The sequence below is a fragment of the Sporolactobacillus sp. Y61 genome (assembly GCF_040529185.1).
In the GTDB taxonomy this organism is placed as follows: Bacteria; Bacillota; Bacilli; order Bacillales; family Sporolactobacillaceae; genus Sporolactobacillus.
The window spans coordinates 2,243,373-2,266,298 of sequence record NZ_CP159510.1 but is presented as its reverse complement, the minus strand read 5'-3'; the positions used below and the strand labels follow the sequence as shown (position 1 = coordinate 2,266,298).

The 22,926-nt window shown below is 45.1% G+C and carries 24 protein-coding genes; 8 read left to right on the top strand and 16 right to left on the bottom strand.

Annotated elements, in window-relative coordinates:
* Window positions 1-33: 33 nt before the first annotated feature.
* Window positions 34-525, bottom strand: coding sequence for a GNAT family N-acetyltransferase (locus ABNN70_RS10705; protein ID WP_353947769.1), 492 nt, complete (start codon window positions 523-525; stop codon window positions 34-36).
* A gap of 158 nt (window positions 526-683) precedes the next feature.
* Between ABNN70_RS10705 and ABNN70_RS10700 the strand changes: the two genes are divergently transcribed.
* Complete coding sequence (locus ABNN70_RS10700) at window positions 684-1,031, top strand: hypothetical protein (protein WP_353947768.1); 348 nt, start codon at window positions 684-686, stop codon at window positions 1,029-1,031.
* Between the two features lie 109 nt (window positions 1,032-1,140).
* On the opposite strand, the gene ABNN70_RS10695 is transcribed toward ABNN70_RS10700, so the two are convergent.
* The 4 genes from ABNN70_RS10695 to ABNN70_RS10680 form a co-directional block, all read right to left on the bottom strand.
* Window positions 1,141-2,592 (bottom strand): NADP-dependent glyceraldehyde-3-phosphate dehydrogenase, encoded by a 1,452-nt coding sequence (locus tag ABNN70_RS10695; RefSeq protein ID WP_353947767.1) that lies wholly within the window; start codon window positions 2,590-2,592, stop codon window positions 1,141-1,143.
* A 392-nt stretch (window positions 2,593-2,984) separates the two neighbouring features.
* Complete coding sequence (locus tag ABNN70_RS10690) at window positions 2,985-3,206, bottom strand: hypothetical protein (RefSeq protein ID WP_353947766.1); 222 nt, start codon at window positions 3,204-3,206, stop codon at window positions 2,985-2,987.
* A 78-nt stretch (window positions 3,207-3,284) separates the two neighbouring features.
* The gene (locus ABNN70_RS10685) at window positions 3,285-3,770 is read right to left on the bottom strand and encodes a dihydrofolate reductase (protein WP_129929548.1); all 486 of its coding nucleotides are present in this window, start codon (window positions 3,768-3,770) and stop codon (window positions 3,285-3,287) included.
* Window positions 3,767-4,561: a thymidylate synthase gene (locus tag ABNN70_RS10680; RefSeq protein WP_353947765.1), complete on the bottom strand. Its 795-nt coding sequence runs from the start codon at window positions 4,559-4,561 to the stop codon at window positions 3,767-3,769. The genes ABNN70_RS10685 and ABNN70_RS10680 overlap by 4 nt, the downstream gene beginning before the upstream one ends.
* A 238-nt stretch (window positions 4,562-4,799) precedes the next feature.
* Here ABNN70_RS10680 and ABNN70_RS10675 point away from each other — a divergent pair, with 238 nt between their 5' ends.
* Both ABNN70_RS10675 and ABNN70_RS10670 read left to right on the top strand, forming a co-directional pair.
* The gene (locus ABNN70_RS10675; RefSeq protein WP_129929550.1) at window positions 4,800-5,783 is read left to right on the top strand and encodes a hypothetical protein; all 984 of its coding nucleotides are present in this window, start codon (window positions 4,800-4,802) and stop codon (window positions 5,781-5,783) included.
* Window positions 5,780-6,580 (top strand): protein-glutamine gamma-glutamyltransferase, encoded by an 801-nt coding sequence (locus ABNN70_RS10670; protein ID WP_129929551.1) that lies wholly within the window; start codon window positions 5,780-5,782, stop codon window positions 6,578-6,580. The genes ABNN70_RS10675 and ABNN70_RS10670 overlap by 4 nt, the downstream gene beginning before the upstream one ends.
* Here the strand turns inward: ABNN70_RS10670 and ABNN70_RS10665 are convergent.
* Window positions 6,568-8,052 (bottom strand): MDR family MFS transporter, encoded by a 1,485-nt coding sequence (locus ABNN70_RS10665; protein ID WP_353947764.1) that lies wholly within the window; start codon window positions 8,050-8,052, stop codon window positions 6,568-6,570. The genes ABNN70_RS10670 and ABNN70_RS10665 overlap by 13 nt on opposite strands.
* Window positions 8,053-8,212: 160 nt before the next feature.
* Between ABNN70_RS10665 and ABNN70_RS10660 the strand changes: the two genes are divergently transcribed.
* The gene (locus ABNN70_RS10660; protein WP_129929553.1) at window positions 8,213-8,560 is read left to right on the top strand and encodes a hypothetical protein; all 348 of its coding nucleotides are present in this window, start codon (window positions 8,213-8,215) and stop codon (window positions 8,558-8,560) included.
* Window positions 8,561-8,618: 58 nt separating this feature from the next.
* On the opposite strand, the gene ABNN70_RS10655 is transcribed toward ABNN70_RS10660, so the two are convergent.
* Window positions 8,619-9,563, bottom strand: coding sequence for a rhodanese-related sulfurtransferase (locus ABNN70_RS10655; protein ID WP_353947763.1), 945 nt, complete (start codon window positions 9,561-9,563; stop codon window positions 8,619-8,621).
* A 254-nt stretch (window positions 9,564-9,817) separates the two neighbouring features.
* Here ABNN70_RS10655 and ABNN70_RS10650 point away from each other — a divergent pair, with 254 nt between their 5' ends.
* A complete protein-coding gene (locus ABNN70_RS10650) occupies window positions 9,818-11,095 on the top strand; it encodes an NAD(P)/FAD-dependent oxidoreductase (protein ID WP_353947762.1) in 1,278 nt (425 codons plus the stop codon).
* A 21-nt stretch (window positions 11,096-11,116) separates the two neighbouring features.
* On the opposite strand, the gene ABNN70_RS10645 is transcribed toward ABNN70_RS10650, so the two are convergent.
* From ABNN70_RS10645 to ABNN70_RS10635, 3 genes are all read right to left on the bottom strand, one after another.
* Window positions 11,117-11,980, bottom strand: coding sequence for a VIT1/CCC1 transporter family protein (locus ABNN70_RS10645; RefSeq protein ID WP_129929555.1), 864 nt, complete (start codon window positions 11,978-11,980; stop codon window positions 11,117-11,119).
* Between the two features lie 266 nt (window positions 11,981-12,246).
* Entirely contained in the window at window positions 12,247-12,480 is a 234-nt protein-coding gene (locus ABNN70_RS10640; RefSeq protein WP_129929556.1) for a DUF2164 family protein, read from the bottom strand.
* A 586-nt stretch (window positions 12,481-13,066) separates the two neighbouring features.
* Entirely contained in the window at window positions 13,067-14,758 is a 1,692-nt protein-coding gene (locus tag ABNN70_RS10635; RefSeq protein ID WP_129929557.1) for a formate--tetrahydrofolate ligase, read from the bottom strand.
* Between the two features lie 168 nt (window positions 14,759-14,926).
* Between ABNN70_RS10635 and ABNN70_RS10630 the strand changes: the two genes are divergently transcribed.
* On the top strand, window positions 14,927-15,349 hold the full coding sequence (locus ABNN70_RS10630; protein WP_129929558.1) for a reverse transcriptase-like protein: 423 nt from the start codon (window positions 14,927-14,929) through the stop codon (window positions 15,347-15,349).
* Window positions 15,346-16,254 (top strand): DMT family transporter, encoded by a 909-nt coding sequence (locus ABNN70_RS10625; RefSeq protein ID WP_129929559.1) that lies wholly within the window; start codon window positions 15,346-15,348, stop codon window positions 16,252-16,254. The genes ABNN70_RS10630 and ABNN70_RS10625 overlap by 4 nt, the downstream gene beginning before the upstream one ends.
* Before the next feature lie 178 nt (window positions 16,255-16,432).
* Here ABNN70_RS10625 and ABNN70_RS10620 read toward each other — a convergent pair whose 3' ends face one another.
* Together ABNN70_RS10620 and ABNN70_RS10615 are read right to left on the bottom strand one after the other, a co-directional pair.
* Window positions 16,433-16,660, bottom strand: coding sequence for an IDEAL domain-containing protein (locus tag ABNN70_RS10620; RefSeq protein ID WP_129929560.1), 228 nt, complete (start codon window positions 16,658-16,660; stop codon window positions 16,433-16,435).
* A gap of 270 nt (window positions 16,661-16,930) precedes the next feature.
* Window positions 16,931-18,382: a DEAD/DEAH box helicase gene (locus ABNN70_RS10615; RefSeq protein ID WP_129929561.1), complete on the bottom strand. Its 1,452-nt coding sequence runs from the start codon at window positions 18,380-18,382 to the stop codon at window positions 16,931-16,933.
* A gap of 352 nt (window positions 18,383-18,734) precedes the next feature.
* On the opposite strand from ABNN70_RS10615, the gene zwf reads away from it, so the two are divergent.
* Window positions 18,735-20,201 carry a glucose-6-phosphate dehydrogenase gene (zwf, locus tag ABNN70_RS10610; protein ID WP_353947761.1) on the top strand — a complete coding sequence of 489 codons (1,467 nt, stop codon included), beginning with the start codon at window positions 18,735-18,737 and terminating at the stop codon, window positions 20,199-20,201.
* Between the two features lie 77 nt (window positions 20,202-20,278).
* On the opposite strand, the gene dat is transcribed toward zwf, so the two are convergent.
* From dat to ABNN70_RS10590, 4 genes are all read right to left on the bottom strand, one after another.
* Complete coding sequence (dat, locus tag ABNN70_RS10605) at window positions 20,279-21,133, bottom strand: D-amino-acid transaminase (protein WP_353947760.1); 855 nt, start codon at window positions 21,131-21,133, stop codon at window positions 20,279-20,281.
* Window positions 21,134-21,260: 127 nt separating this feature from the next.
* Entirely contained in the window at window positions 21,261-22,013 is a 753-nt protein-coding gene (locus tag ABNN70_RS10600; protein WP_240697303.1) for an SGNH/GDSL hydrolase family protein, read from the bottom strand.
* Between the two features lie 27 nt (window positions 22,014-22,040).
* Window positions 22,041-22,562 carry a GrpB family protein gene (locus tag ABNN70_RS10595; protein ID WP_353947759.1) on the bottom strand — a complete coding sequence of 174 codons (522 nt, stop codon included), beginning with the start codon at window positions 22,560-22,562 and terminating at the stop codon, window positions 22,041-22,043.
* 133 nt (window positions 22,563-22,695) lie between these two features.
* Window positions 22,696-22,815 carry an FbpB family small basic protein gene (locus tag ABNN70_RS10590; RefSeq protein ID WP_129929564.1) on the bottom strand — a complete coding sequence of 40 codons (120 nt, stop codon included), beginning with the start codon at window positions 22,813-22,815 and terminating at the stop codon, window positions 22,696-22,698.
* Window positions 22,816-22,926 lie beyond the last annotated feature (111 nt).

Sequence of the window (22,926 nt, the reverse complement as noted above, 5' to 3'; positions counted from 1 at the left end):
ATATATTCATTTTACTGCAATTTGCGTGCCAGATCAAACTGAATCCGGCAGGAAATAATCCAGTTCCAGTTCATGTTCGATGGATACACCATTTTTTGAGCGTAACGGTATCGACGGTTTTCGTTTTCTTGCCTCGTTTACTGCTCCTCTTCGAAAAGCAGTTAGAGTAAACCCTCGTTTCTGATAAAATTCGAGGGCACGAAAATTATCATTGGTGCACGTCAGAAAAAGACGATGAACACAATTTCTGGCACAGTAATGTATGACAGCATCGAGTAAGGCGGAACCGACACCTCTGTTTTCTGTAAAACTGTCCAGAGACAGAATCTCAACAGCCTCGTGTCCCATCTGTCTGTACGTCAGAAAGCCGATGATTCCTCCATTTTCTTCAGCCAGAAAGCCGGGAAAACAGGAAAGGTCAAATATTTCATTGTGGACAACCATGATTTGATCGCCCCAGAGCTCCTTTGCGAGCTGTCCGATGGCTTCATGCTCATCATCTGCAATTTCCCGAACGTCATACATTCTGTTCATCCCTTTCTACTTACATCAGCCGTGCGCCCGGCAGACAGGAACAGGCAGAAAATACCGATCTGGGCGACCGCCTGCCCGCTTTCCGGCCTGATGCATACACTAAGTATAGGCATCTGAGGATTTGTATTTGCCCGGAGGAGGAATTGAACGTGTCTGGATCAGATTATTATCAGTCATTTATTCATCTGCCTGTTGAAATACAGATTGATGACGGATCCATACTTACAGGTATCATTGAATCCGTAGATCAGGATCATGTCTATATTTTACCATTCGACGCAATAAACGAGCAAAGAGATGGGCGAAATCCGGGATTTTTTGGACCAGGTTTCGGTCAGCAGGCTTTCTGGGGAGGCTTTGCCGGGAGTTTGCTTGGAATCGGATTGAGTACCATCATCGGAATCCGTCCTTATCCCTTTGGCCCCCCTGCCCCTGCTTATCCACCCTATATTCAGCCGCCTTACGGACCATCTTACGGACCGGGACCATTTTATTGATTCAGGGGGTATCTTTACCCCACCTTGCTGATGGACAGGCAAGGTCTGCCTTCTGCATTGAAATAATACAAAAAAAAGAGGCTATAATCGCCTCTTCAGATAAAATATTTTATTTCAGGTTCATAACCGTTACTCTCTGGCGTGACATGGAAACCAGACTGTTGTGGATACCCTGGACACCCATGCCCGATGCTTTGACACCAAGGAACGGGAAGTGGTCCGGCCCGCGCTCCGTACGTCCGTTGATCTGAACCGTACCTGCTTCGACCTCTTTTGCTACTTCCAGGGCGCGGTCAATATCCTGAGAGAAAACGCTGGCCTGCAGACCGTATTCCGACTTGTTAGCCATTTCGACAGCCTGCTCATCTGATGAAACACGGATGATCGGCAGTACAGGTCCAAATGGTTCAATCCAGGCAACATCCATATCTTCTGTTACATGATCAAGAAGTGTCGGATAGATCAGATTCCGTTCACGTTTATTTCCTGTAACGAGTGTCGCTTTTTTAGTCAGAGCATCGTCAATCAGACTCTGGACAAAATCAGCAGATTTATCACTAATCAAAGGTACAATCGTACTGTCGTCTTCCGGAGATCCGATAGTCAGTTTTTCAACTTCTGCTTTCAGCCGGTTCACAAGCTCATCGGCAACCTTTTCGTTGACCAGGACACGCTTGATCGCCGTGCAGCGCTGACCGGAATATGAAAAGGCACCATTCATGATGCTTTTTACGGCAACATCCATATCGGCATCGTCACAGACAATGGCAGGATCCTTTCCTCCAAGTTCCAGTACAAGCGGAATCATCACAGACTGTTTAGACAGATGACGTCCGGTCTTTGAGCCGCCGGTAAAACTGATCATGTCGATTCCCTTATGTTCAACAAGGTAATCACCAATGACAGAACCGCGGCCGGTAGTCAGACTCAGCAGCCCCTTTGGCAGTCCTGCACGGTCAAGAGCTTCGATCATCTTTATGCCGCTGATTGAACCCTGTGTGGCCGGTTTGAAAATTACACCATTACCAGCCATGAGCGCAGGTGCAATCTTTGATGCAGCCAGATTAATCGGGTAGTTAAAGGGTGAGATGGCCAGAACGACACCCAGTGGAACTCGCTCTACGATACCCAGTTTCTTCTGTGGACCACCCGGGAATCCGTCACCTCTCAGGCTTTCTCCATGCATATGCAGAGCTTCCTGAACAGTATAACGGATCAGATCGGCAGTCCGGACGACTTCTTTTCTGGAATCTTTGAATCCCTTCCCTACTTCCTTCATAACGGATCTGGCGATATCCTGTTCATTTTTGACCAGCTCATCGGCCCAGCGATTCAGAAAGACCCCGCGTTCGCTCAGCGAAAGCGATGCCCACTCTTTCTGCGCTTTATGGGCAGCCTTGATTGCCTGATCCACTTCATCCTGTGTCACAGCCTGAACGCGTCCGATCGTATCATGAAGATACGGGGACTGTATGGCAATCGTCTCACCAGAAGAGCTCTTTTTCCACTCGCCGGCCAAATACGCATCATAAGTGGTCAGTTCTGAAACATTTGAAGCCATATGTTCATTACTCCTTTTATTTGCCAATTGATCAGAAACCATTGACAATTTTTTTCTTTCACATGCGCTATGTGAAGCAATAGATTTCACTTTCCATGAGATCTCTATAAAAACATCATTGCATGAAATCTTCTCATTTTCCAGTATTTTGCTCATAGTCAGAGGAATTTCGGGTCAAATAATACATACACAGTATTATTATCTTACCCAATTATTTGATCGATTTAAAGTCATTTCAAATTTTTTTCAAGAAAATTAATTTATTGTTTAAATACGCTTGCCATAAATCAGTTTTCATATGATACGTCAGCCTGTCCGTTTTTCCTGCCTGAAGTTGAATGAAATCGCGAATTCAGGCACAGAGAAAACGACTCCATCCGTTCGGAGCCGTTTTATTTTACTTCCTCACGTTTCTCTGAATAAAACGTGTTGAAAATCGGTGCAACGAGCAGGGCAGCAATAGCAACAGGAAGCCAGGTCATCGTCAATATAATAAGGAGTACCAGATGTTTTTTTCGCCATGAGTACCAAAACGGCAGAAAGCCAAGCGTCCAGCCCATCAGCAGGCCGACCAGGACATAACAGGATAGAAGCTGCAGATGATATATGCCCATAGTTTTCAACTCCGTAACCCTTTTTAACAGGATATTCACATATTCATTAAAGGGTGACGGAACACCGTCCACTCCATTTTATGCACGTTCATAGATCTGGAAAGTGTAGGGAAATACATTATATTGATCCATTTTCCCCTCTTTTTCTGAAACAAGCTTCCACTCTTTCTCATGGAAAGCGGTAAAATAAGTATCGCCCTCAAATGCAGCATGGAGCCGGGTCAGATACAGCCGATCGGCATACGGAGCAAAGGTCTGGAAAATCTGATTTCCGCCAATGATAAAACATTCCCGGCCAAAAGGGATGCCACTTTTCAGAAACGCATCAGAAGAATGGAATACAGTCACACCTTCATGGCTAAAATCGGTATGACGAGTGAAAACAATATTTTTTCTCCCGGGTAAAGGTCTTCCTATCGATTCAAATGTTTTTCTTCCCATGATGATGGGATGTCCCATGGTGACTTTTTTAAAATATTTCAGATCTGCGGGAAGATGCCAGGGTAATTTATTCTTGCGACCAATCAGTCCATTGATGTCCATAGCGACAAGAAAGGAGATCATACGGACACCTCGCCTTTAATGTGCGGATAGGGATGATACCCTTCTATTTTAAAGTCCTCATATCGGAAATCAAACACTGAGGATACATCCCTCATAATCTTCAGCTGTGGCAGAGGCCGTGGTGTACGTTCAAGCTGCTTTTTGACCTGATTGACATGATTCAGATAAATATGCGCATCGCCCAGCGTATGAATGAACACTCCCGGTTGAAGGCCGGTCACATGAGCAATCATATGCGTCAGAAGCGCATATGAAGCAATATTAAAGGGCACACCGAGAAAAATATCGGCACTGCGCTGGTACAGCTGACAGCTCAGTTTGCCTTCATTTACATAAAACTGAAAAAGGCAATGGCACGGTGGAAGAGCCATTTCGGGAACGTCTGCCGGATTCCAGGCTGTAACAATTAATCGTCTCGAATCCGGATGTTTTCTGATCTGATCAACAACCCATTTGATCTGATCGATGGTTTGTCCGTTCTTTCCTGGCCAGGAACGCCACTGATGACCGTAAATCGGCCCCAGCTCTCCATGTTCGTCCGCCCATTCATTCCATATCCTCACCCCATGTTCCTGCAGATACCTGACATTGGTATCCCCCTTCAGGAACCAGAGCAGCTCATATATAATCGATTTCACATGCAGCTTTTTTGTTGTTAAAAGTGGAAATCCATCCTGCAGATTGAATCTCATCTGGTGGCCAAACACACTGATTGTTCCTGTTCCCGTCCTGTCGGATTTCCGGTGCCCTTCTTCAAGGACCCTCCGGCAGAGATCAAGGTACTGCTTCATAAACACATCATCCCTGTCTGTTTATTTCTTTTTTCTGCTCTTTAAAGAAAGTATAAAGTGAAACTTTAATTCATGGAGGGCTTCATCCCTCCCCCGCGGGTTTTCTTAATAAGTGTAACATATCTTATCTGTCACGATTGATATCCGTATCCTGGGACGGATCCGTTAATCCGCATAAACATTTCTGAACGCTCATATAGGTAATATTACAGTGTTGACACCCCCTGGAGGTGCTGATATGTCCGGAGATCATGGATCCGTTAATGATCTGAACACACTCCGCCGGAATCGGCCGGAAATGCTGCCGATGAAATGGGCGGAAAATCTGCGTATGGGCAGGGATTATGCAGCCTCACTGATTAATGATCCGCAGCTGGAATTTCCGGTACTGTTTCTTCTTCGGGACCAGCTGGACATGCGGGGATCCGAAATTGATGACCGTCCGAAAATTGCTCTTGCGCATATACAGAATGTGCTTCATGGTGCAGATCTGGGTATCCAGGCAGATGCCCCGTTTCCCGAGCAGCATGATCTGGTCGTGGACTCCCTGCTGTGGATTCTCAGATCAGGCTGGAAAAATATCATCTCCACCGATTACACCCAGGTTATTGATCAGACGGCCATCCATATCCTCCATACTTTTCATCAGGACTGGATTCGCGAAATGGTTAATCTGATATTCTATCGTTATAAAAATAAAAGCCAGAGGCATTATCTGATCAGTGCCATGCTTGAGACAGCAAATCCGGTGATGCTCGTTCACATAAGTAATTATCTGCTTTCTGATCAGAATGTAGAAAGTCATTATGCCCGCCGGCTTCTCGGTTTTATTCCCGAGGTACGTCATGCCGCCGACAATAAAACGGCTTTTCTTGCGTTTGAAACATGGTATGAGGAAAACGGCAATTATCTCGTTTATACAGGCGAGACGAATGATGCCCTGCCGGACGGGCGACCGTTCCGGATTCATTACAGCGCCAAATATCTTGGAAAAACAGTAAATCCCGGAAGCGGTGAACCGATCCAGAACCTGTTGCCGGATGAACAGAAGACTTATTCAGATTTTGTAAAACTTCCCGGCAAGACGCAGGTCTTCTTAGCCGCTTATTCGGCCGGCCTGAGAAAACAGCAGCCCGGCCAATGGAGAAGATGGATCAGTCTGCCACTTCAGAAACAGCTGAAATCGCTGAATGTCCTGACAATCAGAGGTGAAGGCACATGATCATTGCAGCAAATCAGGTTCTGAATGCAGATATGTACGGACAATATACAGATTACGGACGTTATTCGGTTGAAATATTCCGATCAATGGCCGAATCCGGAGAATGGTTCGCTTATCCATCGCAAAGAGAGCTGGTCTTTGAAATAAAAATGAGAAATGAAACAATCGAAGCCTCACATGCCCTTCTCGAAAGCGGATCTGCTTTCGCAACCTTTTATTACTCCACCTGTAATGAAAATTTCTGGCTGCTTACAGGAGACGGAGGTTTTGAACTCAGACCGGAACGGCGACCGGCAGACGCCATAAGGGATATTTATACAAATGGCAGGGCCTACGCCTTTGAATGCGCTACGGCAATGATGATTGTCTTTTACAAAGCATTGATTGAAACGATTTCAGATCACAGATTTAATGAAATTTTTCAGCACCTGTATCTTTGGGACTGGCAGAACCACCCGCTCTTTCCTCTGAGAAACGCCGGACGCGTTGGGGGAGGGATCCCCGGAGATGTTCGTTATTTTAAAAATCCGGAAGTCAATCCTCAGACACCACAGTGGCAGGGTGAAAACGCCGTAGATCTTTCCGGCGGGCTATACTATGGCCACGGGATTGGCATCCATCGAGCCAATGAGATCATCGCGGAATTAAATAAATACAGGCGCAGAGGCGCACGTGTTTCCGCCTTCCTGATGACAGGAGCCACCCGTCCGGATTATCTCGCCCTTTCATCGCTGGCAGACGGATCACGAATGGACAGTATCCGGGTCGCAGCCGGGACCTCATTTTATACCTTATGATCTTTCTCATCAGGTAACTGACCCGGCAGAAAGAAAGCGATGATTACGGCAGCAATCGCAAGAATGGTCATCACGACAAACACGTGGTGAATACTGAAAAAAAGGACGTCCTGAAAAATCTGACCATAAGATGGATGATCACGCCCGCCCCCGGAGTGAAGCATCGCATTAAGCCCGTTCAACACCCGTTCCGGATCCTGGCCGTGACAGAGTGCTCTTTCCGCTGCACTTGTATTAAAGTAAGCCCCGAAAACTGCAGCTCCTATGGCCTGGCCGACACTTCGAAAAAACTGGTTTGAAGCCGTTGCCGCACCACGCATCTGATGTCCTGCTGCAGACTGAACGCATAACGTGGTTAATGTCAGAGCAAGACCGAAGCCAAGTCCAAGAAGCGACGTGATCAGATAGTACAGTAGCGGGTTTACCCCCGGGTCCAGCAATTCCAGCCAGAACGTTCCCGCCAGAAGCAGCCCGGTGCCGATGAATCCACTGATTCGGACACCACTATGGGCCAGAAGCCATCCGCAGAGAAAAGATCCAACCATCCAGGTGATGGACATCGGCGTCAGTACAAAGCCGGATGCCATTGCGCTGTACCCGAGCAGGCCCTGCAGCCACATTGGCATATACATGTCGTTGCCCATCAGAATGGCACTTGCCACAAGTGCCAGGCCATTTGTAATGGCAACGATTGGCTGCCACAGGACGGAGACAGGAATCATTGGATCTTCTGCCCTTGTTTCAATATACAGAAATAGAGCGAGTACAGTAATAAAAAGGGTAAACAGGATCAGATTCTGAGCATCAAGCCATCTTCCGCTTTCCCCTGCTCTCTGAAGTCCATATAAAAGGGCAGCCATACTAATTGTAAACGACGCTGCACCCGCCACATCAATTTTCTGCTTTTTTCTGCGCCTGTTTTCTTTAAAACCTGTTGTAATCAGGAAAACTGAGGTCAGGCCAAAAGGTATATTAATAAAAAAGATCCAGTGCCAGGAAAGAGCGTCGACAAAAAAACCGCCAACAAGTGGTCCGAAGATTCCCGCGACACCCCAGATCATCCCGATCATTCCAAACATCTTCGCCCGGGTTTTTATCGGAAAAATATCGCCGATAATCGTTGTGCTGATCGTCATCACACCGCCTGCGCCAATCCCCTGAATCCCTCTGGCCGTGATAAAAGATTCCATGGACCAGGAAAGGCCACAAAGAGCAGAACCGAACAGAAAGAACCCCGTTCCAATGGTAAACAGACGTTTCCTGCCAAACACATCAGACAGTTTACCAAAGAGAGGGACAGTCACAGCAGACGTCAGCATAAATATGGAAAACGCCCAGTCCATGATCCGGATTCCGTGTAAATCACTGACAATGCTTGGGATGGCCGTACTGATTACCGTTCCTTCAATCGCTGTCAGAAATGTTCCGATCATGAGACCGGTCATGACAATGCTTCTATTGGTCTGCTTCACCGCCGGTCCTCTTTTCTGTAACCATACGATACCAGTATAAATGATGCACTCATTTTAATCGACATCGGGCCATCGGTCAACAGTTGAAAATGCAATCATTCATTCCCTCCATATTGATAAAAGAACCTATGTTCGCATATAATAGTTTCGGGTGATTTAAATGAATGGCAGTGAATTAACGATAACCGAAAAACGGATGATCCGGCGGTACATCTTTCTTCCACTGATCCGTATGGCACTGGAGCGGGACAGACGGATTATTGCTTTGACCCGGACGAAATTTAAAACAGCCTATCTGAATGTCATAGATATAGCCATCAACCGGGTCACAGCAGACATGAGAATCAATAAAGATGAAATCTTTGAGCATCATATTCACATGACCCGGAAAAACTGGCTGAATTATGAAGTTTATACACGCGGAAGGGTCTTCCAGGTCAGTTATCATAAAAGCACAGCCGGTGACTGGATTTACGAACGCATTGGTCAATATCTGGGTTCAGGTTGAAGAAGGCGTGAACGTCCTGAAATCAATCAGAAACCGGATGAAAAAAGAATCCTGGAAATTACTTTAGATCAACTGTTTTCCGTTCATCTGTCTTTGCGTGTTGAAGATTGTATCGATTTCTCGGATGCTGACGGCAGGCGTCGCAGCAGGAGCGGTGATATTTTTCTTCACAGGCCTCACAGCAGATATACTGTTTATTGCACTCCGGGTTCGCGCAATTCACAATCCGGTCGCATGGTTTGCCACAATGGTGGCAGTGACCCACGATCACATCTTCGTTTGTGCGATTAACGGGTACGGATATTCGTTGATCAAAGACATAGCACTTCCCATCATACAGCTTTCCTCTGACTTCAGGATCCTTACCGTATTCGACAATACCACCATCCAGCTGGCTGACGTCCTTAAAACCCGCTCTGAGGAGATAACCACTGAATTTTTCACAGCGGATTCCCCCTGTACAGTAGGTCAATACTTTCCAGTCCTTATATTCAGACAGATGCTGCTCAATCCATTTTGGAAGTTCCCGGAAGGTTTCGACTTTCGGAAGAATCGCATTGCGGAAATGACCAATCTGCGTTTCATAGTTGTTCCTGGCATCAATCACAATCGTATTTTTATCCTGAAGTGCCTGATAAAACGCTGCTGGTTTCAGATGCTTACCGGTCAGCTTATGGGGATCGATATCATGTTTCAGCTTAAAGGCCACGATCTCCTTACGCGGACGGACATGCATTTTCTTAAAAGCATGTCCGTCTGCCTGGTCTGTCTTGAACACCATATCACTGAAACGTGGGTCATGATGAAGGGTATCCATATAGATCTGTGTCTCTTCCCGCGTTCCGGAAAGTGTGCCATTCAGCCCTTCTTTTGCGACAAGAATCCGCCCCTTCAGATTCAGCTGTTTACAGAATGCCAGGTGCTCCTTCGCGAAGGCTTCTGGATCATCAATCGTCACATATTTATAATACAGTAAAACCCGGTATTTTTTTTGACTGTCCATCATCTTCACCTCTGAAAATATTGCCTGAAAACAGTGACAGAAACGTAAAACGTACACAAGATTCACACCATATCCTATCAGATTTTTTCAAATGTGACAAATATCACTTTAGAGGGTCGGACTTTATCCCACAGGAGCTTGACAGGTTCAACGAACAATCAGTGGGATGATGAACCCACTGATTGAAGTTTTACTTTATTTTTTCTTCCTGATTGGTTATGCTGAAAGAACAATGAACGGGCTGGTGAAAAACAGTGGTCGAACACTTTGATGTACTGGTTGCAGGCGGTGGACCTGCCGGATTAATGGCATCCATCGCTGCAGCAGAAAATGGTTCGAAAGTCTGTCTGCTGGATAAGGGAGACAGACTGGGACGTAAGCTGGGTATCTCAGGCGGTGGACGCTGCAATGTCACGAATGCCATGTCGATTGATGAGCTGATCAGGCATGTACCGGGAAACGGCCGGTTCTTATACAGCGCCCTTGCCTCCTTTAGTAATCGGGACATCATACGCTTTTTTGAAGATCTGGGCATTCGTCTAAAAGAAGAGGATCATGGGAGGGTATTTCCTGTGTCCGACAGTGCACAGTCTGTTGTTCAGGCGCTGGTCAGAAAAGTACGCAGCCTTTCTGTCACAATAAAAACCTGCGAACCTGTTCAGGCTGTCCTGTTTGGTAAAAAAGTCCGGGGTGTGAAAACCGTATCCGGCAGAAAAATTTCTGCATCCTGCGTGGTTGTTGCGGTTGGAGGCAAATCAGTGTCCCGGACGGGTTCGACAGGTGACGGATATGCCTGGGCAAAAGCTGCCGGCCACACAATTACTGACCTTTATCCGACAGAAGTCCCTCTTACTTCAACTGAGTCCTTTATTCAATCCCGGCGACTTCAGGGGCTGTCCCTGCGTGACTGTGCCGTTACCCTTCTGTCCCCGAAAGGAAAGCCAATACAGACGCACCGGTGGGACATGCTCTTCACCCACTTCGGTTTGTCCGGTCCTGCCATTCTTCGGCTCAGCCAGTTTGTCGTGAAGGCTTTGAAAAAATACAGAGTACCGGAAATCATTGTAACGATCGATACCTTTCCTGATGTTCAAGAAAATGAACTCTTTCATAAACTGATCCGATTATCCCGCGATACCCCCGGCCGGGCGTTAAAGAAGGTCTGGAAAGGCCTGGTTCCGGAACGTTATTTATTCTACTTATGTGAGCGCTCCGGACTTTCGGAGGAGATGACGGGTCACAACCTGAAATCAGAAAGCGTTCGGATACTGGTGAAATATCTGAAGGCATTCCCTGTTCATGTTAATGGCACCCTGCCACTCGAGAAAGCATTCATCACAGGTGGCGGAGTATCTCTGAAAGAGATCAATCCGAAAACCATGGAATCAAAAATCATGCCTGGACTCTATTTCTGCGGTGAAATTATGGATATCCACGGATATACCGGCGGGTACAATATCACAGCGGCATTTGCTACCGGTCACGCTGCAGGAAAATCAGCTGCATTGAATGCAGAAACCGTCAGATCCTGACCTGACGGTTCCGAACAGTACTCACGCGGCGATGCCGAAATACGTTTTAACAATAAATCCGATGAAAAAGGTCAGCACGGCAACGCCAAGGCTGACAATAACCATTTCCCAGAAGCGCTGACTGAAGCGGATCTCTTTGGCTACTGACATATAGAAGCTGAAAATAAAGATGACCGCTACCGCGATGATCACCGTCAGTATCAGAGCGGGTATATAGCTTTGAGCAGGCAGAATAAAGAACGGCAAAACCAGTAATACCACAGTCAGAAAATATGACCCACCGGTATATATCGCTGCCCTGGCCGCCTTTTTCATATTTCCCTCTGAACGTTCAGCCATAAATTCACTGGCTGCCATAGACAAAGAGGCGGCAACGCCGGTGATCAGTCCTGCAACGGCGATGATTTTGGTATTGGACATCGATAGAGTGAAACCGGCCACACTGCCCGTAATCTCAACCAGTGCATCATTCATCCCCAGAATAATCGCACCGACAAAATCAAGCCGGCGTTCCCTCAACTGAGCAATTAAATCCTTTTCCTGCTTAAAGACGGTTCTGGCAAGTTGAATGTACTTTACTGGAACGATGGAGGATTCTGAAAGTTTTTTAATACGCTTCTTTTTCGCTTTCATCATCAGTTGTGTCACAAAGGTAAAGCCGAGCAATTTGCTTAATGCTACAAAAAAGCGGAAGTGATTAACGTTTTCCATGTTCGGGTGATCCGGGCAAATGGCTGAGGCGAGGCGTTCTTCCTCAACAGCAATTTTCCCATAAGTCTTTCGATTATGCTCGATAATCAGATGCTTTTCCCAGTAACGGAAAAGTGATAAATGTAATAACACTTGCCTTTGATAATACAGAAGTCGTTTGCTCTTCACTGTCATCTTTTACACACCTGTCTTTTACTCTCTTCATGATAGGCGGGAAACAGAGTAAATGGCTGCTTCCAACAGCAACCATCTGACTCATCGAGATATAGTTAAAAATCATAAGTACCCGCCTCAGACATTCAAATCATAACATGCTCATCATCAGCTTTCAAATATAATTATTATCTGTTTATAACAATAATAAAAGAGGGATAAAGACTGCTATGAAAGGTGTTATCAGTCTTTAACCTTCAGATGATTTTAATTATCATTATCATTATTCATAGTTTTTTCTCAAGAACATCAATTTCTTCTTCAAGGGATACAAACTGCCGGGATGTTACTTTCTTAACATCCTTCAAAGCCTGATTATAAATATATGGAGCACACGCCTCCATAAAACAGGAATACAGATTCTCAGCACCTATGATGCCAAGCTCCTCATGATACGTATCAAAATAACAGGATTTCAGCTTCTCGATCATTTCATCTTTCTGTCTCTTGGGCAGCTCCATCATTCAACCTCCATAGCTGTCAATTAAGCACATCTGTTCGGTTCAGAAAGAAGTGCACAGGTGTTTTAAAGTCGTGAAGTGTTGCGCCGTAACCTGAATCGACGTGTTGATCCTGCCCGTCATGAGTGACGCCTAGCTCAGAATGGATAGCGCCACCGCACGAACCAGACGATTGACAGGATGTAAATATAATCGTTTGCTTAATAAGCAGAGATTTTCCACTTAAATGCAGAATAAAACTGGTTTCAATGTATCATAAGCGGAAGTTTTCCGATTAGGCAATGAAAGATCCCCCCCTTTTCATGTTTTTGAGTTAATAGGCGGAATCCCTCCGTCTATTGAAGCTCCTTATTATCCTTAATTACTTGCTAAGCGGAATTTCTCCGTCTAATATATAGAGACACCTGACAGCGATGCCGGGCCTGCAATTTCGGTTGGCCAGGCAAGTTGTCTCTATCTACACACTACATAAATTGTGGTTTGGAACCGTCAGGCTTTACGGCTTACAGGCCGCGTCCTTCAGGCGTGGTGGTTGACATAAAAAAGCGCCTCTTACTGTGAAATGAGGCGTTGATCATTTTTTCAATTAAAACAGGCCAACAATCTTGCCATCCCGATCGATATCCATATTCAGAGCAGCAGGCTTTTTCGGCAAACCCGGCATAGTCAGAACCTTGCCGGTCATCACAACAATAAAACCGGCGCCCAGAGAAGGTTTCAGCTCACGCACATGGATAGTAAAATTTTTCGGCCTGCCAATCAGCTTCGGGTTATCGGACAGAGAATATTGTGTCTTGGCGATGCAGACAGGTAATTTATCCCATCCATTTTCCTTGATTTTCTTTAATTGTCTGCGTGCTTTGGGTGAAAAAGCAACGTCTTTGCCACCGTAAACTTTTGTGACAACGGCATGGATTTTTTCTTCTATTGAATCATCCAGATCATAAATAGGACTGAAATGATTCTCAGATTTTTCAATTGTATGAACGACAAGCCGGGCGAGGTCTTCCCCGCCCTTTCCACCATCTTCCCAGACCCGGGCAAGTGCAACCGGATGACCGTTCGTCCGGCACCATTCTTTCACAAATGCGACTTCCCGGTCCGTATCATAAATAAAATGATTAATGGCCACAACATATGGGAGACCAAACGTTTTAATGGTGTCGATATGTCTGGACAGGTTCTCCATACCCTTTGATAAGGCATCCAGATTTTCATGTTTCAATTCATCTTTTGCTGCGCCACCATGCATTTTCAACGCACGGATTGTCGCCACGATAACAACAACACTGGGTTTAATGTGGCCGGCACGGGTTGTAATATCAAGGAATTTTTCCGCCCCGAGATCCGCACCGAAACCGGCTTCAGTGATAAGATAGTCCCCCAGTCTGGCCCCTATTTTCGTTGCCAGAACGCTGTTGCATCCGTGGGCAATATTAGCAAACGGTCCCCCGTGAACAAAAGCCGGAGTGTTCTCAAGGGTCTGTACAAGATTCGGATGAATCGCATCTTTCAGCAGAACAGTCAGGGCACCCTCCACGGCTAAATCTTTAACATATACAGGACGCCGGTCATATGTATAAGCGATCAGCATCTGACTGAGTCTGTTTTTCAGATCTGTCAGATTTTCTGACAGGCAGAGAATGGCCATTATTTCAGAAGCAACAGTGATGTCAAATCCATCTTCTCTCGGCACGCCGTTCGCCCGGCCGCCAAGACCGATCACGATATGCCGCAGTGCGCGGTCATTTAAATCCACGACTCTCTTCCAGATGATTCTTCCCGGATCAATATTCAGTGCGTTTCCCTGATGGATATGATTGTCCAGAAACGCAGCCAACGCATTATGTGCCGCAGTGATAGCATGGAAGTCCCCTGTAAAATGCAGATTGATATCTTCCATTGGCACAACTTGTGCGTAACCTCCGCCGGCAGCTCCGCCTTTCAGGCCCATTGTTGGCCCGAGGGAAGGTTCGCGCAGGGCAATCACTGCCTTCTTGCCAATCTTATTTAATGCCTGTCCAAGTCCGACCGTAACGGTTGATTTTCCCTCACCTGCAGGTGTTGGATTAATCGATGTCACAAGAATGACCTTTCCTTCAGGCCTGCTCTGTAACTTCTTCTGGACATGTACAGATACTTTAGCCTTATAACGACCATAGGGTTCCCAGTCTTCCTCATCAAGCCCAAGTTCTGAAGCAATGCGTTCAATCGGCTCAAGTGTCGCTTCCTGAGCAATTTCGATATCAGACTTCACCTTTTTTTCTGCTTCAACCATTTTTCGCTGATCACCTATCCGCTAAAATTTTTTTACTTCATTTTCTATCCAGTTTAATCATAACACATTGAACCATCAGTCCATATCTTCATTAAAAAACTGCTAAATGCTATAATTTGTTGTATGCTGTAAAAAACAGGTTGAATATATTGGAAGAGGTGCGGTTGTTTGATTGAGGTATTTGTCGATGGAGCAGCAGGCGGAAATCCCGGAATTGCCGGTGGCGGAATATATATTAACCTTGGTGATGGAAGGGAAATCCGCAGGACTGTTCACCTGGGCGTCCTTTCCAGTAACCACGAAGCTGAATTTGCAACCATGGTTGCCGCACTGAAGTTCTGCCACGAACACGGATATCTGTCGGCCTTTTTTCGTACCGATTCACAGCTGGTTGATCACGCTATTGAGATCAGACACGTAAAAAATAGCATTTTTGCGGGCTATCTGGAACAGGCAATGGATCTGATTCAACATTTCGATCTGTTCTTCTGTAAGTGGATCCCTGACGAGAAAAACCGCAATGCCGATCAACTGGCACGTCAGGCAATCAGAGAACAGCGGATACAATTAAGTGAGGGGGATCAGATATGAATCTGAAACGTTCTCTTGCAGCTGACGCCGGACTGCTGGCTGTTACATTTGTATGGGGTACTACATTTATTATCGTTCAAAATGTGCTGGACAAGCTCACGCCCCTGCAATTCAACGCCTGGCGTTTTCTGACGGCAGCCATCATACTGACCTGCTGGAAGATGTGTTTCAGAGGATGGAGGCCGGTCTCCGCCCGCAAAAGTGTACGGCTGATCGGTTCAGGATTGCTGCTTGGTACTTTTCTGTTTATCGGATATATCTGTCAGACTGTCGGCCTGTTATACACGTCAGCTTCGAACGCCGCATTTATCACAGGGTTGAGTGTGGTCCTTGTACCGCTTTTTTCTATATTCATACTAAAAAGAACACCAGGTAAAGCTGCTCTCGCTGGAATTCTGCTGGCTGCCGCAGGTCTGTTCTTTCTGACTACAAAAGGGCAGTTCGTCATCAATCGCGGAGACCTGATTGTGCTTGTCTGCGCCGCCGCCTTCGCCCTGCATATCATCTTTACAGCCAGGGTAACGGAAAAATATAACAGTCTTTCCCTGACAATCATTCAGCTGACAGCGGTCGCTCTTTACAGTTTTGCCTTTGGTCTTCCAACTGACGGGCTGAGGATTTTAGATATATCCGCCCTTCTGGAGCCTGATATTGTTGCAGTTATCCTTTTTATGGGCGTGTTCGCCACCGCATTTGCTTATCTTTTTCAGACAGATTTGCAAAAAGTCACACCGGCTACTCATGTCGGTCTGATTTTTATCATGGAACCCGTTTTTGCCGCCTGGACATCCGTGATTATTCAGCATGTCATACTTGGAAAAACGGAACTGATTGGTTGCACGCTTATTTTAATCGGTATGCTGTTTGCCGAATGGCCATCAGGAAAAAAGCGGACAGAACAGTAACAGTAGGCCATACAGACTGATGAAGAAAGACTTGCCAGTTGGCAAGTTTTGCTGAACCTTCCGCAAAAAAAGTGATTCTTAGAGTACGAAAAAAGGATCCCTTTAAGGATCCTTTTTCCCTTGACGTGCCCTGACTCCTGCAGCCAATTAAAAATCGGTATCTATAGAAAGTAAAGTGTCAGCGTAACAGTTCCCTGTATTCATCTGTCAATTTCATAAACAGTGCTTTGTCCCCGGAATCCAGGCTTGCATCTATCTTCGCCTTCAATAGCTTCACTCTCTGATTAAATTCCATTTCATCCAGGACCATTTGGGCATACATTTCGATAACCGAGACCTTCGCCTTTTGTTCTTTATAGAGAACAAGAGCCTTTGTATTTTGCTGTAACGAGTGATCATTGTTCATCTTTAATTGCCCCCCTTTGCACTTTTTAACATTCTACAATACTTTTCTGAAAGTTACAACCATTTTTATTTATTTTCTTTCAACTTTTCCAATAATTATGATTTGCAAAATTATACCAGATGACTGGAATGTTAAGAAAATCCGGCGATTGATAAACCGCAGGTGTGGGCTCTTCTGAACCTTTCTTTAAGTACAAAAAACTCCTTCAGCAGGATTAACTTCCAGCTAAGGAGTTCTGTGTCTCTATTTGTTTACGGCAGAAGCCGGAAATCAATAGTGCTGTGATTTCTGCCTTCCTCTGCCTCTGTAACTGCCGTAATGCCTTTTATCACGTGATTTTGAATAATAATTTTTTTCGCGTCCTGAACTTCTGTGATGCGATGATCTCCTGCCACCCCGCTTAACCATCAGGGGTGACTCGCGTGTCAGGCGGACCGGCGTTTGATCGGGCTCCTTAGTCAGAACTTTAAGAGCGGCCGCTACAACATTGGCAGCGTCATTGTCGGAAAGAAGCTGTTCTGCCTTATTCTTATATCCATGATAATTTTCTTTTTCCAGAGATTCCTTTAATGTATCCACGGCCACCTGCTGCTGTCCGGCCAGTGCCTCTTCATAGGTGGGAGCTTTCACCTGTTTCATTGGCTGTTTTGTCAGGCGCTCGATGGCACGAAGATGCGACATTTCACTCGGTGTCACAAAAGTAACCGCCATTCCTGATTTTCCTGCACGGCCGGTACGCCCGATACGGTGTACATAGCTTTCCGGGTCCTGAGGTAAATCAAAGTTATAAACATGTGTGACATTGCTGATGTCCAGCCCACGGGCTGCGACATCAGTAGCAACCAGCAATTTGACTTCATTCTGTTTAAAACGGCGAAGTACCATGTCACGTCTGGACTGAGTAAGATCCCCATGAATACCCTCAGCCTCATATCCTCTGCGCTGCAATGCTCTCATTAACTCATCTACACGCCTTTTCGTTCTGCCGAACACAATAGCGCGTTCTGGTGTCTGAATATCAAGAAAACGTGTTAAAGCATCAAACTTTTCTGATTCTCTGATTCTGACGTATATTTGATCAATCAGGGAAACGGTCAGCGTTTTTGCCTTGATTCGGATCATGTGGGGATTTTTCATGAATTTTTCTGCAAGATGCTGAATGGGTCCAGGCATGGTTGCTGAAAAGAGAAGTGTTTGACGTTCCTGCGGGGTATTTTCCAGAATTTCATGAATATCGTCAATAAATCCCATGTTCAGCATTTCATCGGCTTCATCGAGAACAATCGTTTTGATCGCATTGAGTCGGATGGTGCGCCGCTTAATATGATCGAGAAGACGTCCGGGAGTTGCAGAAATAATACTGGGATGCCTCTTCAAATCACGGATCTGCCGCTGGATATCCTGTCCTCCGTAAACGGCTACCGTTCGGACTTTTTTGTAAAACCCGAGTGCATTTAATTCTTGTGCATTCTGTATCGCCAGTTCCCTTGTCGGCGTAATAACAACGCCCTGTATCTCGCGATCGGCCGGATCTGCTGCCTCGATCAGCGGAATACCGAAAGCAGTAGTCTTGCCGGTTCCTGTCTGAGCCTGGCCAATTAAATCAGCTCCTGTTTTCGCTACGGGAATTGCCTGTTCCTGAATCGGAGTCAGATCGGTAAACCCCATTCTGGCGGTTGCTCTCTTTATTTCTTCACTTACATCAAGTTCTGAGAATTTCATTAAATAGTACAGTCTCCTTTTTTACGTTCGGTTTTTATTCAAATGATCAGGCATTCCCCGCACCGGACGGAAAATGCCTGCGAAACATCGAGTAGAAATCACCTTTGTTTTCAAGTGTTGACCTCTTCCATCCTTATGATTGCCTAAGCACATAAATTCACAATAACATTTACCCAAATGAAATGCAACGGATTCATCCTATCTCTGCTGAAATATTTTCCATGCTTTTATTTTTGTCATGAAACAAAAGATTTAACTATCTATTCATAAATGGTATATTTAAGTGTGGCACATTAATGAATAAATGTGATAACATTTGGATAGACAGAAAGAGGAACGAGGGACACAGATGATGGTTGAGGCAACACGGGGGCCCGTCCTTATTTTTATGTTCGGAGCCACAGGAGATCTGGCAAGGAGAAAACTTTATCCGGCTCTGTATGAATTATTCAGGAAAGACTATAAATTTGCCGTGATCGGGATGGCAAGACGACAACATACACATGAATCTTATCGCAGCATGATTGATCGTACACTGAACCCGTCAGCTGATCAACGGAGACGTTTTCTTAAACGCTTTTATTATCAGCCACTGGATATTGGTAACCCAAATCATTTTGTATTACTGAAAAATATCAGCGATCAGATTGATTCACAATATCACCTGAAGGGCAACCGTATCTTTTATTTATCGCTTGCCCCGCGTTTTTTCGGAACGGCAACGATTCATTTAAAAAAATCCGGTCTGACTGAAACAGACGGATGGAAACGACTTGTGATCGAGAAACCTTTTGGAAATAATCTGGCTTCCGCACGTCAGCTGAACAGCGAATTACTGAGGGTTTTTGATGAATCGGAAATTTATCGAATTGATCATTATCTCGGGAAAGAAATGGTTCAGAATATCGAAGCCCTCCGCTTTGCTAATCCGGTTTTTGAATCCGTATGGAATCACCGCAGTATCGCAAACGTACAGATCACACTCAGTGAAACTCTCGGCGTCGGCGATCGCGCGAATTACTACGACCAGACGGGTGCCCTTCTTGATATGGTTCAAAATCATATTATGCAGCTTCTGACGCTGACAGCGATGGAACCGCCGAGCCAGTTTGATCCGGAAGATATACGTCAGGAGAAGGTTAAAGTACTGAAGTCCATACGTCCGATGTCACGCGACAATATCGCTGATCAGATTGTTCGTGCCCAGTATAAAGCCGGAGTCATGCCTGACGGAACACGTATAAGCGGTTATCATGAAGAAAATAACATCAATGAAACATCTGATACCGAGACCTTCGTGGCTGCACGCTTTTTTATTGATAATTATCGGTGGACAGGTGTCCCCTTCTATATCCGGACGGGAAAGCGCATGGCAACGAAATGCACGGAAGTCGTGATCGAATTCAAGGATATACCAAACAACCCTTACTTTCATAAGTTTACCCATATCGGTCCCAATCTTCTTGTCATTCATATTCAACCGGATGCCGGGCTCTCATTGAAGCTCAATGTCAAGCAGTTCAGTGATGACGGAGAAACTTCTCCTGTATCGATGAATTTCAGCCGCACAGGAAAAAGTAAGAACGTCGTGCCTGATGCTTATGAACGTCTTCTTTCTGATTGTCTTAAAGGCGATTCGACCAATTTTACACGCTGGGATGAAGTGGCCTACTCCTGGGCACTGACAGACTCCATCGTCGCTACCTGGAACGGCGTCCCTCTGGACTACTATGAAGCAGGGACGATGGGGCCGAAATCATCCGACAAGCTTTTAGCAAAAGATGGATTTCGATGGTGGCCTTTGACACGTATGGAATAAGTTCATTTCTAAAAAATAAAACAGGTCCGGTGAGTAAATAATGAATCACCGGACCTGTTTTGTATTCTCCTTCTTCATCAGGATAATGTTGCCCTTTTCACACGGTTCACCGCACGATCAAAAGCCTCTGCCAGCTTTAATGTGATCTCTCCAGCTTTTCCGTCCGACACCGGGTGATCATCAATTTGAGTAACCGGTTTGACTTCGTTCCCTGTACTGGTGATAAAGGCCTCATCAGCAGCAAACAGTTCCTCAAGAGTAAACGTACGTTCAACAACAGGAATATTGAGTTTTGAGGCAAGATCAAGAACGAAAAGTCTGGTGATGCCATTCAATATATAATGATCTGCAGGATGAGTGATCAGCTTCCCGCCCCGGACGATAAAAACGTTACTTGATGCCCCTTCAGTTACTATATCTCCACGGTGCTGAATTGCTTCTTCCGCCCCATTTTCATGCGCCTTTTGTTTAGCCAGAACGTTGCCCAGCAGATTCAGGGTTTTTATATCACAACGCAGCCAGCGAATGTCTTCCGCCAGAACAACTTTTATTCCTTCCTCTCTGTGTTTATCACGGGGAAAGAGGGTTGCTGACCCTGTCAGTACTGGGGAAACGCCATCCGGAAAATAATGTTTGCGCGGAGCAGCTCCCCTCGTTATCTGAAAATAGACCATTCCATCGCCAATTGCATTACGCTTAATCAGCTGCTTCAGGTTATCAGTTAAATTTTCTATACTGCAGGGTAATTTAATCCTGAGTTCCCGTGCACTGCGTACCAGCCTCTTCATATGTCCTTCTAAAAGGAACATTTGTCCGGAGTACACTCTTATTGCCTCATAAATGCCGTCCCCAAATTGATAGCCCCTGTCCTCCATGTCCACTTTACCCTTTTCTCTTGGCAACAATTGATTCTGATATAAAATGAATGACAAATTATATTCCTCCCTGTCAGACGAAAATCAAGCGTTTCATACAGATCATTTTAGCATATTCTTTATTTTCCAGACAGACAAATCTGATTTGAAAACCGTCATCCTGCGGCCGGCAACGTGTACATGCTTATCTTCTTTTGTCTATGGCATACAAAAGCCTCCGGGACATTTTCTGATAACCTGAGTTATTGGGATGAAAATGATCTTCATAAAGTAATGAATCTCCGGATCCCCGAAAAATATCCGAAGTGGGTATGAAGGTAATATTCCGATATTTCTCCGCGATGGATTTGCTTCCCTCATTCCATTTGTTCAGAAGGGGAACAAAATCCCGGTTTGCATCGCCCAAATATTCTTCAAATGGATTATAAAGGCCCAAAAAATAAATATGTGCTTCAGGATTAATTTTCCGAAGTTCTGAAAAAATGATATTTAAATTTTTACCAAAAATCTTCTGCTGTTTTTCGAAGTCTGCGGTTGACAGATCCATAAAATGTTCTCTCAGGACCCGAACGATATCATTACCGCCGATCGTCAGGAATATGGTATTTGATTGTTTAATAGATTCTCTGACTTCCGGTTTATTCAGTACGATAATGAGATCTCTCGACGTATCTCCGCGATGACCGAAATCTTTAAAAGAGACCTGACGTACCTGTTTTTGCTTTTTTAAAGACTGTACCGTCCTCCCGACATAGCCCTTATTTTTTTCATCACCAACACCTTCTGTCAGTGAGTCTCCAAGAGCAGTGATCTGATAAGAATAAGTCACCGGTTTTTCTTCTCTGTCCCTTGACAACAGGTGATAAAGACCAAAAACGGCAGCAACGAGTACCAGAAGAATAAATAAAATGATTATCGTTCTTTTCATTCTTTTCATCCGGTACCCTCTCCATCTACACTTGATTTATGCATACCACCATTCCAGTGCACGCTCTTCAATTTTCTTAACTGCCGCACTTTTCCCGTACTGATAACTTTCAGCATCATAAGGAAAGGCTTCAGCCAACTGTAATTTTAACCCGCTGTAAAAATCGGCATCCTCACTGTGCGTCCTGAGATAATCACGAAAAGCGAGATGTCTGATTACTTCTTCGGAATCTTTTTCAAAAATATGAAGATGAACTAAGTGGTTTCCCTCCGCATCCTCCTTACAGAAATAACGTCTGCCCTTAATACCGTTCTCACCCAGTGGTTGATAGCCCAGCTTTTCAAATGTCTGATTCCATGAATCAACCTCCTGAATGGACAAGGTTTCCGCCAATATATCTATCGTCGGTTTAGCAGCCATCCCGGGTATCGATGTGCTCCCGACATGATAAACCGATTGCAGGAGGGTATTGACATGATGTAACAGTCTGGAAGACTCATGTCTGTACGCTTGTTCCCAGGTTTCCTGATAGGGAGTTACGACAACATGTCTCACCATATTTCACCGCCTCCGACTTTTATCAACAAATTTATCACAGAATTCGCATCGTTACCAGTTTATCACAGGGTATCGGGCAGAGAAATAAGTCAGTAAAAAAGCAGCGGGATATTCCGCTGCCTGAACAAGTCTTTTATTTCACTGTACGCCTTTGAACTATTTTATCCTCAATTTTTTCGAGGGCTTTTTCATTTTGAAGAATTTCTGATTTGTTCTTCAAAACCAGTTCCTTGTAGGTATATTTTTTCCTCATGAAATCACCGCCTTCCTGGCTCTACACATATTGTAAGCTATTACACGTCATCAGCTGATATTGTGTGAATTTTTCATTATATTATGTTATTCCCGAAAAATTCAGTTCTTA

What these genes read in the sequence shown, in the direction of transcription:
- ABNN70_RS10705 (WP_353947769.1), bottom strand. Translation starts at nt 525, where the DNA reads ATGTATGACGTTCGGGAAATTGCAGATGATGAGCATGAAGCCATCGGA.
- ABNN70_RS10695 (WP_353947767.1), bottom strand. Translation starts at nt 2,592, where the DNA reads ATGGCTTCAAATGTTTCAGAACTGACCACTTATGATGCGTATTTGGCC.
- ABNN70_RS10690 (WP_353947766.1), bottom strand. Translation starts at nt 3,206, where the DNA reads ATGGGCATATATCATCTGCAGCTTCTATCCTGTTATGTCCTGGTCGGC.
- ABNN70_RS10685 (WP_129929548.1), bottom strand. Translation starts at nt 3,770, where the DNA reads ATGATCTCCTTTCTTGTCGCTATGGACATCAATGGACTGATTGGTCGC.
- ABNN70_RS10680 (WP_353947765.1), bottom strand. Translation starts at nt 4,561, where the DNA reads ATGAAGCAGTACCTTGATCTCTGCCGGAGGGTCCTTGAAGAAGGGCAC.
- ABNN70_RS10675 (WP_129929550.1), top strand. Translation starts at nt 4,800, where the DNA reads ATGTCCGGAGATCATGGATCCGTTAATGATCTGAACACACTCCGCCGG.
- ABNN70_RS10670 (WP_129929551.1), top strand. Translation starts at nt 5,780, where the DNA reads ATGATCATTGCAGCAAATCAGGTTCTGAATGCAGATATGTACGGACAA.
- ABNN70_RS10660 (WP_129929553.1), top strand. Translation starts at nt 8,213, where the DNA reads ATGAATGGCAGTGAATTAACGATAACCGAAAAACGGATGATCCGGCGG.
- ABNN70_RS10655 (WP_353947763.1), bottom strand. Translation starts at nt 9,563, where the DNA reads ATGGACAGTCAAAAAAAATACCGGGTTTTACTGTATTATAAATATGTG.
- ABNN70_RS10645 (WP_129929555.1), bottom strand. Translation starts at nt 11,980, where the DNA reads ATGACAGTGAAGAGCAAACGACTTCTGTATTATCAAAGGCAAGTGTTA.
- ABNN70_RS10640 (WP_129929556.1), bottom strand. Translation starts at nt 12,480, where the DNA reads ATGGAGCTGCCCAAGAGACAGAAAGATGAAATGATCGAGAAGCTGAAA.
- ABNN70_RS10635 (WP_129929557.1), bottom strand. Translation starts at nt 14,758, where the DNA reads ATGGTTGAAGCAGAAAAAAAGGTGAAGTCTGATATCGAAATTGCTCAG.
- ABNN70_RS10625 (WP_129929559.1), top strand. Translation starts at nt 15,346, where the DNA reads ATGAATCTGAAACGTTCTCTTGCAGCTGACGCCGGACTGCTGGCTGTT.
- ABNN70_RS10620 (WP_129929560.1), bottom strand. Translation starts at nt 16,660, where the DNA reads ATGAACAATGATCACTCGTTACAGCAAAATACAAAGGCTCTTGTTCTC.
- ABNN70_RS10615 (WP_129929561.1), bottom strand. Translation starts at nt 18,382, where the DNA reads ATGAAATTCTCAGAACTTGATGTAAGTGAAGAAATAAAGAGAGCAACC.
- zwf (WP_353947761.1), top strand. Translation starts at nt 18,735, where the DNA reads ATGGTTGAGGCAACACGGGGGCCCGTCCTTATTTTTATGTTCGGAGCC.
- ABNN70_RS10600 (WP_240697303.1), bottom strand. Translation starts at nt 22,013, where the DNA reads ATGAAAAGAATGAAAAGAACGATAATCATTTTATTTATTCTTCTGGTA.
- ABNN70_RS10595 (WP_353947759.1), bottom strand. Translation starts at nt 22,562, where the DNA reads ATGGTGAGACATGTTGTCGTAACTCCCTATCAGGAAACCTGGGAACAA.
- ABNN70_RS10590 (WP_129929564.1), bottom strand. Translation starts at nt 22,815, where the DNA reads ATGAGGAAAAAATATACCTACAAGGAACTGGTTTTGAAGAACAAATCA.